This is a genomic window from Ruegeria sp. AF8 (assembly GCF_056541825.1).
The window spans coordinates 171,235-181,412 of sequence record NZ_JBQFYW010000008.1; the positions used below are offsets into that span (position 1 = coordinate 171,235).

Genomic DNA, 10,178 nt, shown 5'->3' on the forward strand with positions numbered 1-10,178 from the left:
CGGTCCTTGCTTGAGCCCGGTTCAGTTTTCTTTGCGGCGCATGTGACTCGCGCCTTCGTCTCACATTGGGAAGTGCGGATGTGCTGTTGTCAACAAGCGTCTGTAAACATGGCCGTATTCATTCACACATTGCGCGACAAACCAGATCCGAGCGCGCATGCAGCAGTATTTCAATTGCCGGGAGTTTTGTCGCTGGGCACATACGGCCGGGTCACCCGTGCACCGGATCCCAACAATCTTGAAAGCGTGCAAGGTGCGTTCGGGCATTTAGCGGCCCGTGACCTGCCTCTTTTATCCCGCACTTTCGATGCGGATGGAACGGATGGTCGGGTCAACCCGGCCATAGGCCGCTAACAGCCGCCCGGTCCATTTCTGGGCAATGTAGTCGGCCATGAAACGGGACGGAGCGATCAGCGTTGCAACCCCCCCTGCCCTTTCGGCTTCGTTCAGATGTTGGAACCAACTTGCCCAAAGCTCAGGGTCCCTGCCGTGCAAAGCCGCCTGCACCTGGCTCCAGGTATCCTTTCCGTCCGGTGCGACTGCGATGGCCTTGCCCTGAAACGGCACCACATTGGTATTCGGTTCGGGGTCGTCACCCTGCCCCATCCTTTCAACAAAATCCGGCCCGATCCGAGGCCAAATCTCGACCGTGTCCAGCATCATTTGCTTGAGGTCCAGTTCGTAAACCGTCACCCGACCCCGGGCACCGGGACGCTTGACGATAATCCAGCCCATCGCCCTCAGCTTGGCCAACTCGCGTTTGACCGTCCGTTCGTCGACCGACCAGATTCGGGCAATCTCTTCGCGGCCTATGGATAACTCGTTGTTGCGCCAATTGTACCGGGTCGTGATCAGCGTCAGGATTCGCAAGACGATGCGCTGACGATGCTTGTCGCAGGACAAGGCGTGAACGCCCAACGCCGACAGCATGTCGTATTTTAAAGCCGACGCATTGCGGCCGACTGGTTTTGCAACCCGCATCACGATCCTCACCAAATCAACTGCCTCTATCGGGTCATTGCCCAATCCGTTTGCGCCGTTTCCCAACGCTTTTCCGGAGATTGACCTGATTAGCGTCCAAAGTGTCGATTCTGTCAAGTGAAAGGTCGGAGTGGCGGAGCCTTCGCCACAAAAACTGTTCAAAAAAGAAAGAAATTGGGTGAATTATTGGTGATGGGGGACACTCAATATGTCCCCGTGTTGTGTATGTATGACCCCCTAAAGCTGGCGTATCAGTAAGTCCTGACCCCCTAAATGTTCCAGCCAATCCCTGGTTTGTCGATCACAACGGACCAGCAGGAAACCGAATCGGTTGTCTATGATAACCCCTTGTTTTCTTACCCGTGGGTAAGAGTTCATCTTGATAATATTTTCTTTTGCCTAAAACGCAAATACAGCGTAAATGTCGAAGCACAGGAAATTTACGTCCGAACAAACAACGAGACCTGAGGCATGTACACGCACGAAGACCTGAACGCATTGCGCAACCAGTCGCTCAAACTGCAGGGCTGGATCCGGCAGCAGACCTTCAGCCCCGAGATGGAAAAGACCTTGCGCCGCTTCTCCAGCTGGGAGGTCAGTGAGCTGATCTTCAATATCAATCAGTCAACCTTTCGCGGCAAACTGGCCGCCGACCCTACGCTGCCCGGCGGCGAGGTGGAGCCGGATGGCCGCCAGCGCTGGTTTTCTCTGGAGGAGGTGAACGAGCTGCGGCGTCGATTGAAGGTAAATAAAAAAACACTGATGCCCCCCCGACCCGCTGGCAAACGGGCCATTCGCGCCGCTGTTGCGAACTTCAAGGGCGGCGCGGGCAAGTCAACGGTAGCGTTGCATCTCGCCCATGCCGCAGCGCTGGATGGCTACCGGGTACTGGTCGTTGACTTCGACCCTCAGGCGACGCTGAGCCACTCGATGGGGCTGACGGATGTTGCCGAAGACTTCACCGTCTGGGGGATCATGGCGCGCGACTTGATCCGCGAGACCGAGCGGATGAACAACCGTCCGACCGCCGCGGAATCCGGAACCACCCTGCCCCGGCGGGAATTGCCGCCCTCGATCACGGGCATGGGGCTTGGGGATCTGCGCGTTTCCGACTTCATCAAAAAATCCTCGTGGTCAACGATCGACGTGGTCCCATCGTGTGCCAATGCCGCCTTTGTCGAATTCGCTTCGGCACAGTACAGGCATCTGAATCCTGAGTGGTCGTTCTTTGCCGCCGTCTCTCGCTATCTCGATCAGATCCCGGACGATGCCTATGACCTGATCCTGTTCGATTGCCCGCCAGCTATCGGCTATCAATCGATGAACGCTGTTTTTGCCGCAGACATGCTCTATGTTCCTTCGGGTCCTGGCTATTGGGAATACGATTCCACCACCTCCTTTATCGGCCAGCTTGCCGAGGCGCTCGAAGATCTCGCGTTTGGATTCGATCGGACCTTACCCACGGGTAAGATCGGCCTGCCCAAGGCTTTTTGCGAAATGCGCTTTCTCCTTACCCGTTACGAGCCGGGCAATGCACTGCATCAGGCCATGTTCGAAGCGTTCAGAAAAGTGTTCGGAGACCATGTGGCAGTTCACCCGGTCGAGATGACCCGTGCCGTCGAACAATCGGGCCGCTTCCTCAGTTCGGTCTATGAAATGGATTACCGCGATATGACGCGCGAGACTTGGCGCCGGGCGCGGTCGACATTTGACAATGTGTATGGCGAATTCCGAGAAGTCATGCTCTCGGCCTGGGACAAACTGGAGGATGACGCATGAGCCGCAAACGCAGAATGTTCGAGATCGACCTGCCCGCCATGGAGGAAATCCCGGTTGGCAAGGTGCCCGACCATGTGTTGGAGAAACGTCGCGGTCCGATGGCTGCGGCAATTTCAGAAAATGCGGATGCGCTGCGTGACCGACAATCAACCGAAGACGTGATCCGGGCCGAAAACGACCGTTTGGCGCATGAGTTGGTAAAGTTGCGCAAAGAAGGTTTGGTCGTCGAGCATATTGCATTGGACGACGTGGTTACCGAAAAGCTAACGCGGGATCGGGCGCCCGGTGCGGATCCGGAACTGGATGAGTTGAAGACCTCTATTCAGGATATCGGTCTGTCGAACCCGATCCGGGTCGAGCGGCGTTCGGATGGGCGGTTTGAGTTGATACAAGGCATGCGCCGTTTGTCGGCCTATCGCGCGCTCTACACTGAAACCGGCAACGCCCACTATGCCGCGATCCCGGCCGGTATCGTTGCCGAAAGCGCCCTTGATGACAGCTACAGGCGCATGGTGGACGAGAACCTGATCCGTAAGGATATCTCGTTTGCGGAAATGGGTGCGTTGGCGCGGGCCTATGCGCTGGATCCGGCAAATGACTGCGAAGATACGGATAAGGCGGTTGCGGTGCTTTTCAAATCCGCGAGTTACACCAAGCGAAGCTATATCCGGGCCTTTGCGAGTCTGATAGCGATGTTGGAGAAAATTCTCGCCCATCCAAACGTCATACCGCGCAACGTTGGCGTTGAACTTAAACGCAAACTGGATGCTGATCCGGGTCTCATCCGGCGTGTAAGTGCGGCGCTGATGGCCGAGCCGGACCGCGATGGTCCACGAGAGGTGGCGATACTGCGGGGGTTTGTTGAAAGCCCGAACGGAAACGCGACCAGAACTGTTGGCGAAAAGCCGGCAAAACCCAGGCGTGCCAAGACGACTTTTCAAGTTTCGGGGCGGGAAGGTATTGCAAGGTGCTCTGCATCGAATGGGCGTATCGAGCTTCAATATGATCTGGATTTCACCCGTGTAGATCGCGGCCGGCTCGAACAGGCGGTCTCCGAGTTGATCGAAAAACTGCGGGAAGAGTAGGGGTCTTACCCACGGGTAAGATAGTGGAATGGAAAAGGCGCCAATATCAGGCGCCTTTTCTTATCCCAACAGATCGGCTGCCGGGTTTTCGGCAATATCGACGTCATCATAGTATTTCTGCGCTTGGGCCATGGACCGGTGCAGGGACAGGCGCATCGCGGCCTGGATCGGGGCGCCGTCCAGCGCGGCCTGAGTCAAAAACCCCGAGCGCAGCCCGTGCGGCGAGGCAAAATCTTCCGGCAGCCCGGCCAGACGCAACCGGAGTTTCACGATCTGGTAGATCGCATCCGGGGACAGCCGGCGCTTGAGTACACGGTCGGCTCTCGAGATCGGGCGGAACAGAGGGCCATCGTTGATCTCGCCGACCTCGATCCAATGCACCAGCGCCTGTGCCGCGCGCCCTTTCAGCACCAGACGCGGCGTTTCTCCCTTCTGTGTGGTCTTGGTTTCCAGCAGGGACAGCCAGACAACACCTGATTTCTCGAACTCCTTCAGCGAAACGTCCTCGCGCATCAAAGCAGTGATCTCAGAGCGCCGCCGTCCGCCCGAAGCCCAGCCCAGCATCAGGATCGCCCGGTCGCGGCAGTCGCGGCGGCTGCCGCGGCAGGTGGCCAGCAGCTGTTCGAGGATATCGCGGGTGATGGGATGGGTGGATTTCGGGGCAGGGGGGCGGGCTGCCGCCCGGCGCGCCTTGGCCCGGGCCTGTTTGACCTGAGGTGTGCCAAAGGGGCTGGTCAGGTTCTTCATCCGGTGGAAAGCCAGCCAGGAGGCGATACGGCGATCCAGCGTGGACGGGGCCGGGCAGGCCAGCGATTTGCGCAGCCCCTGCGTGATCAGCGCCCCGGCTGTCTGGCGGGCGATATCCTCTCCTGGCGCGTCGCCTAGGTCCCGCGCGTGATCAAGAATGAAGGCGAGGGCGGTTTCTTCGGCCTCCGGCCAGCTGAGGTCTGTTCCGAACCGCGCCTGTTTCCACGCGGTCACATAGATCAGATCCCGCTCATAGGCACGCAGCGTGTTGGCGGGTGTTCCGCGCAAATAGAGATCGGTCAGCGCCTCCTGATCCGCTGCGGAGAGGGCAGGGGCGGCAGCGGGGAGATAAGGTGCAGGCGGCTTCATGAGACACATTCTGCGTCGAATTCCCGGCAAGATCAATTAAATATGATAAGCGGTACTTATCAGATGTAATAGTGGATTCCCAAAAGTCGTTGAGTTGCGCGCAAAATGGTAGTTTTTTGACTATAAAGGATGCTTGCGTTTATAAAAACAAAAGAAAATGGCTTCTCTGCATTCTTCCTCACCGCCCAAATATGTGCAACGGAGGGATGTGTCGCAAACTTTGGGCCTGGATTGACGAGCATATAGATTTCGATTTTTGGTGTCCGCGTATTGTTCTCCAACAGGTGTCAACGGCGGTGAGAAAGTCTGCCATTGGGCGGAGCAAAAGTCGTCCACTGCTTGGGTGACCGGCGCCTTGGCAAACGCGCTCCCATATAGCTGGCGGTTGCCGAGGCGTCTTGGTCCGTCAGGACCAATCTTTTCTGTGTTTTAGGAATTCTGCCGAGCCCTGCTCTGTGCCAGGCGATAGCTTTCTCCGTTCATCTCCAGAATGCTGACATGGTGGGTCAGCCGGTCGAGCAAGGCACCGGTGAGGCGCTCCGTCCCGAATGTTTCGGTCCATTCATCGAAGGGCAGGTTCGAGGTGATCAGGATCGAGCCGCGCTCGTATCGTTGGGAGATCAACTCGAACAGCAATTCAGCGCCAGTTTTGCTGAGGGGCACGAAGCCCAACTCGTCGATGATCAGCAGCTTCTGTTTCACCAGCTGTTTCTGAAGGCGCAGGAGCTGGCGCTCATCGCGGGCCTCCATCAACTCGTGGACGATTGCGGCAGCGGTTGTGAAGCGAACCGCCAGGCCTTTCTGGCAGGCGGCCAGACCGAGGCCGAGCGCCACGTGGGTCTTACCGGTGCCGCTGGGGCCGAGAGCGATGACGTTCTCTCCGCGGTCGATCCATTCACCACGCGCCAACTCCAGGACCTGCATCTTGTTCAAAGAAGGGATCGCGGCAAAATCGAAGCTATCAAGGCTCTTGGTCGCCGGGAATTTCGCGGCCTTGATCCGGCGTTCGATCATCCGCCGCTCCCGGTCGATGAGTTCGAGCTCGATCAGACGGGCCAGGAACTGGACATGGTCGCGGCCCTCGGAGGCACACAGCCGAGCCTGTTTGTCGTATTCCCGCAGGATGGTCGGCAGCTTCAGCTTCTTGAGTTGGGGGTTCAGCAGGATCTGTGGTGTCTCCGTCATGTCGAGGCACCTGTTGTCAGGCACATGTAGCTGGCCGGAGATGTCGTCGCCACCTTGGCCCGTGGCAGGAACGGGTAGACATCCAGATCGAGCCTCGGCGGCCGCCGCTCCACCCGACACAGCACCAGATGCTTCACGGCATCAAAACTGATCGCACCCATCTGGAGAGCCGTCTTCACGGCAGCATGAACCTCCTCCATCTCGAAGCTTTCGAGCAGCCGTAGGACCTGCACGTATTCGCGCCGTCCGGCTTTCAGCATGCGTGCCTCCATTAGCTTCTGAAGAGTATCAAACGCCTTGGGAAGCTCCCATCCGGCCAGCGGAGCCGCCTGTTCGAAAGCGTTTATCTTCTTCTCAATCAGCGGCAGGTAATGGATCGGATCAAAAACCATGTCCTCGCGGTCGTAGCTGCGAACATGCCGCGCGATGACCTCACCACCACATCCGATGACCACCCGGTCAACATAGGCGCGGATCCAGACTTCGCGATGGCCGTAGGCAACCGGCACGGAATAGTCGTTGGTCTTGTAGCGCAGCAGCGACAGAGAACTGACCCGACCCGTTGCCTGGTCACAGGCTTCGAAAGACCGGGCGGGAAGCGGCGCCATGATCTCCAGATCGCGTTGAAGTCGCTCTCCAATCGTCTCATTGTGCCCGCGCAGCTTGTCGTTTTGGCGCTTACGGCACTGCTCTTCGAGCCAGTTGTTGAAGGCATCCCAAGTCGGAAAACTCGGGACCGGCACCATGAAGTTGCGCCGGGAATAGCCAACCAGCCCTTCGACGGACCCCTTGTCGTTGCCCTTGCCGGGACGCCCGTAGCGGTCCCGGATCACGTAGTGGGACAGCATCTCGCTGAACAGCCGCGCGCGTCTGCGAGTTCCGTCGGGCTCGATCTTCGCCACAAGGCACCGGTCGTTGTCATACAGGATCGACTGCGGAACCGCCCCGAAAAACCCAAAGGCATGGACGTGGCCATCCATCTGTCACCCGGCAGGCGATTGCGAAGCAATCTGCCGAGAGGGCAGGCCTCTGCGGTCGCCGCCGGATAGGCCCGGACGTAGCAGGCGTCGCTGTGCGGCAGATCCAAGGCAAAGAAGTGGGCCTTCTGTTCAATGCCACCGATCACAACAATCGCTTCGCCGAAGTCGGCCTGAGCATGGCCGGGTGCATGGTTAAGCGGCACGAACATCTCGCGATGCCGTCGACCGTGTTCCCGAACATAATCCTTGATGATGGTGTAACCACCCTCGAAGCCATGCTCATCGCGCAGGCGTTCGAAGATCCGCTTGGCCGTATGCCGCTGTTTGCGCGGTCGCTGCCGATCTTCTGACAGCCATTGATCGATGATCCCGGTGAACCCATCCAGCTTGGGCCGCCGGATCGGTGCTGACCGCCGGTAGCCGGGCGGGACCGAAAACGCCAAGATCTTGCGAACGCTGTCACGAGATATCCCGAAATGCCGGGCCGCTTCTCGCTGGCTCATGCCCTCGGCACAGGCCAGACGAACTTTACGATACAAATCCACGGAAAAGATCCTCCCGCCCCCCCTCCGTTACGAAAAGAAGGGCAAAGATGGACGACTTTTACGCCGCCCGCAGCAGGGTCATCCCGCCGCTACCGTGGTCGACTTTCTCACCGCCGTTCTCACTTTCAGCGTCAAACGTAAATCTTTGGACTAGATCCAACGAGCGCCTCCATTTCAGCTTACCGTGAAGGGGGCGGTGTCAGATCACATCGAGACTAATTCACCTAAACGCCTAAGGGACCCTGGCAACTTGTTCGTTGGCAAGCTCGCATTGGGCTCTGATCGTCGCATGCTTTATGTGCTCAGACATCAGTGTTGCAGCTTGCTTGCTGTTTCGTGCCCGAACAGCAGTTAGAATGGCTTGGTGTTCACTATTGAGATGACCGATCGGAAGGCCATGGTTCACAACTCTGAATTGCGTTATCCGAGTAATGGCATCGTATTGAGCCGAAACGATATCCAATGCGCGGTTCATCCGCGAAGGTCGGAGAAGTGAGATATGAAACAGCTTGTTTAATCGGACTATTTCCCAGGGGTCTGTTGCAGCATTTATTCGAGCTAAGATTGCTTCGCATTCGGACATGGTGTCCAAAGTGTGCCTGGATACTGCGTCTTCCAATATCAAGGGCTCTAGCGCGCCGCGGATCCGGTTCATTTCCATCAATTCGCCCAAGTCCAGGCTGGCAATAACCGGACTTCGCCGCGGCCGAAGTTCTACAAACCTTTCCGCTGCCAACATTCTGATCGCTTCTCGCAAAGGAACAATTGAAACATTCATCAGTTTTGAAAACGGCAAGATTTTTAACTCTTGGCCAGGTTCCAACTCCCCAAAAATAATTTGTTGCTTTAGGAGATTGTAAATTGTCTTTGGGCCTTCTCCATAATTCGTCAGGTTCGTCATTTGCTTCATCCTTCAGCTCTGATGAGCTAACGTCGAAATTTCCTATCCAGGAAAAGTGATTATTTTTTCGGTACCTTCCATGTTCGTTTCGAACCGGATTTCAGCCCACTTTGGACGTGGAGAGGGAAGTGATGCAGTTCCTATGCTGGTCGTTCACTTCCCTCCCGATACTTGGAACAAAGGCGACTCATCTGTATTGCGAATGAGAACCCTTAATGCCTTTCGGCCGACGTGAGACATGCCGCCTGATGTCAACGAATCTTGAAGATCCCTTCCATTTCGACGGCGACCCCGAAAGGAAGTGACGCAGCTGAAACGGCCGAGCGGGCGTGCGCGCCCGCTTCGCCGAGAACTTCAGCAAGGAAATCTGATGCACCATTGATGACAGCGGGTTGATCGGTGAAACTCTGGGTGGAGTTTACGAACCCCGTCAATTTTACAACGCGTTCAAGCTGTGAGAGGTCGCCGCCACAAGCATCCTTCACTTGCGCGAGCAAGGAGATGGCGCAGGCTCGCGCGGCTTCGACTCCCTGCTCCACCGAGTAGCTCTCACCAAGCTTGCCTTTTATCAGGCCGTTCGAGTTGCTCGAAACCTGCCCTGAGACATACAGCGTTTTTCCATCGACAACGTAAGGAACGTAATTGGCTGCAGGTGCCGTTGCCTCCGGCAAGGTCACACCCAATTCCGCCATTTTCTTTTCATATGCGTTCAAAGTTCTCTTCCTTCTTTCATGGTGAACTCAGACTGCCAGCTCGATCAACAGATCCTTTGCGTCGATCTGGCCGCCGGGCTGGATGTGGACGGCCTTGACTGTGGCGTCGCGTTCGGCGTGGATGCCGGTTTCCATTTTCATCGCCTCGATGGTCAGCAGCATGTCGCCTTCCTTGACCTGCTGGCCCGCGGTGACGGCGACGGTCGCCACGACGCCGGGCATCGGGGCGCCCACATGGTTGGGGTTGCCCACCTCGGCCTTTGGCCGCGCCTGAGTCGAAGACGTGACCAGACGGTTCGGCACCCGGATGACGCGGGGCTGGCCATTGAGTTCAAAGAACACTTTGACCTCGCCCTTTTCATCGGTCTCGCCAATCGCCTGACAGCGGATCTCCAGCGTCTTGCCCGGATCGATTTCCGCGGTGATCTCTTCGCCCGGCTCCATGCCGTAAAAGAAGGTGTGGGTCGGCAGGGTGCGCACCGGGCCGTAAGTCCGGTGGCGGCCCATGTAATCCAGGAAGACCTTGGGATACATGAGATACCCGTTCAGATCCTCGTCATCGACATCCTTGCCCTCAAGCTGCTTGGACAGTTCGGCACGCGTTGCGTCCAGATCGACCGGCTCGACATTCTTGCCGGGGCGCTCGGTGTTGGGGGCTTCATCCTTGAGCACCTTCCTGATGATGGTGTCAGGGAACCCGCCCGGAGGCTGGCCCAGATTGCCGCGCATCATGTCGATGACGGAATCGGGGAAGGCGACGTCGGTCGCCGGATCCTCGACCTGCTCGCGGGTCATGCCCTGACTGACCATCATCAGCGCCATGTCGCCGACCACTTTCGACGACGGCGTCACCTTGACGATATCGCCGAACATCCGGTTCACATCGGCATACA

General features: G+C 57.5%; 8 protein-coding genes and 1 pseudogene. 2 read left to right on the forward strand and 7 right to left on the reverse strand.

The annotated features are described in order from the left end of the window. Positions 1-291: 291 nt before the first annotated feature. On the reverse strand, positions 292-981 hold the full coding sequence (locus ACR0AO_RS14945; RefSeq protein ID WP_480604927.1) for a DnaA N-terminal domain-containing protein: 690 nt from the start codon (positions 979-981) through the stop codon (positions 292-294). 471 nt (positions 982-1,452) lie between these two features. Here ACR0AO_RS14945 and ACR0AO_RS14950 point away from each other — a divergent pair, with 471 nt between their 5' ends. After that, positions 1,453-2,760 carry an AAA family ATPase gene (locus tag ACR0AO_RS14950; protein WP_480604929.1) on the forward strand — a complete coding sequence of 436 codons (1,308 nt, stop codon included), beginning with the start codon at positions 1,453-1,455 and terminating at the stop codon, positions 2,758-2,760. Beyond that, complete coding sequence (locus ACR0AO_RS14955; RefSeq protein ID WP_480604931.1) at positions 2,757-3,845, forward strand: ParB/RepB/Spo0J family partition protein; 1,089 nt, start codon at positions 2,757-2,759, stop codon at positions 3,843-3,845. The genes ACR0AO_RS14950 and ACR0AO_RS14955 overlap by 4 nt, the downstream gene beginning before the upstream one ends. Positions 3,846-3,905: 60 nt before the next feature. Here the strand turns inward: ACR0AO_RS14955 and ACR0AO_RS14960 are convergent, their stop codons facing one another. From ACR0AO_RS14960 to ACR0AO_RS14985, 6 genes and pseudogenes are all read right to left on the reverse strand, one after another. Beyond that, entirely contained in the window at positions 3,906-4,961 is a 1,056-nt protein-coding gene (locus tag ACR0AO_RS14960) for a tyrosine-type recombinase/integrase (protein ID WP_480604934.1), read from the reverse strand. A gap of 429 nt (positions 4,962-5,390) precedes the next feature. Continuing rightward, a complete protein-coding gene (istB, locus tag ACR0AO_RS14965) occupies positions 5,391-6,146 on the reverse strand; it encodes an IS21-like element helper ATPase IstB (protein WP_480604937.1) in 756 nt (251 codons plus the stop codon). Beyond that, positions 6,143-7,671: pseudogene (istA, locus tag ACR0AO_RS14970) on the reverse strand (IS21 family transposase). The gene istB and the pseudogene istA overlap by 4 nt, the downstream one beginning before the upstream one ends. Positions 7,672-7,903: 232 nt before the next feature. Next, on the reverse strand, positions 7,904-8,572 hold the full coding sequence (locus ACR0AO_RS14975) for a GntR family transcriptional regulator (protein ID WP_480604939.1): 669 nt from the start codon (positions 8,570-8,572) through the stop codon (positions 7,904-7,906). 251 nt (positions 8,573-8,823) lie between these two features. Beyond that, complete coding sequence (locus ACR0AO_RS14980) at positions 8,824-9,264, reverse strand: RidA family protein (protein WP_480604954.1); 441 nt, start codon at positions 9,262-9,264, stop codon at positions 8,824-8,826. Positions 9,265-9,312: 48 nt separating this feature from the next. Beyond that, positions 9,313-10,178: biotin/lipoyl-containing protein (locus ACR0AO_RS14985; RefSeq protein WP_480604941.1), on the reverse strand; the 866-nt coding region annotated here is incomplete at its 5' end.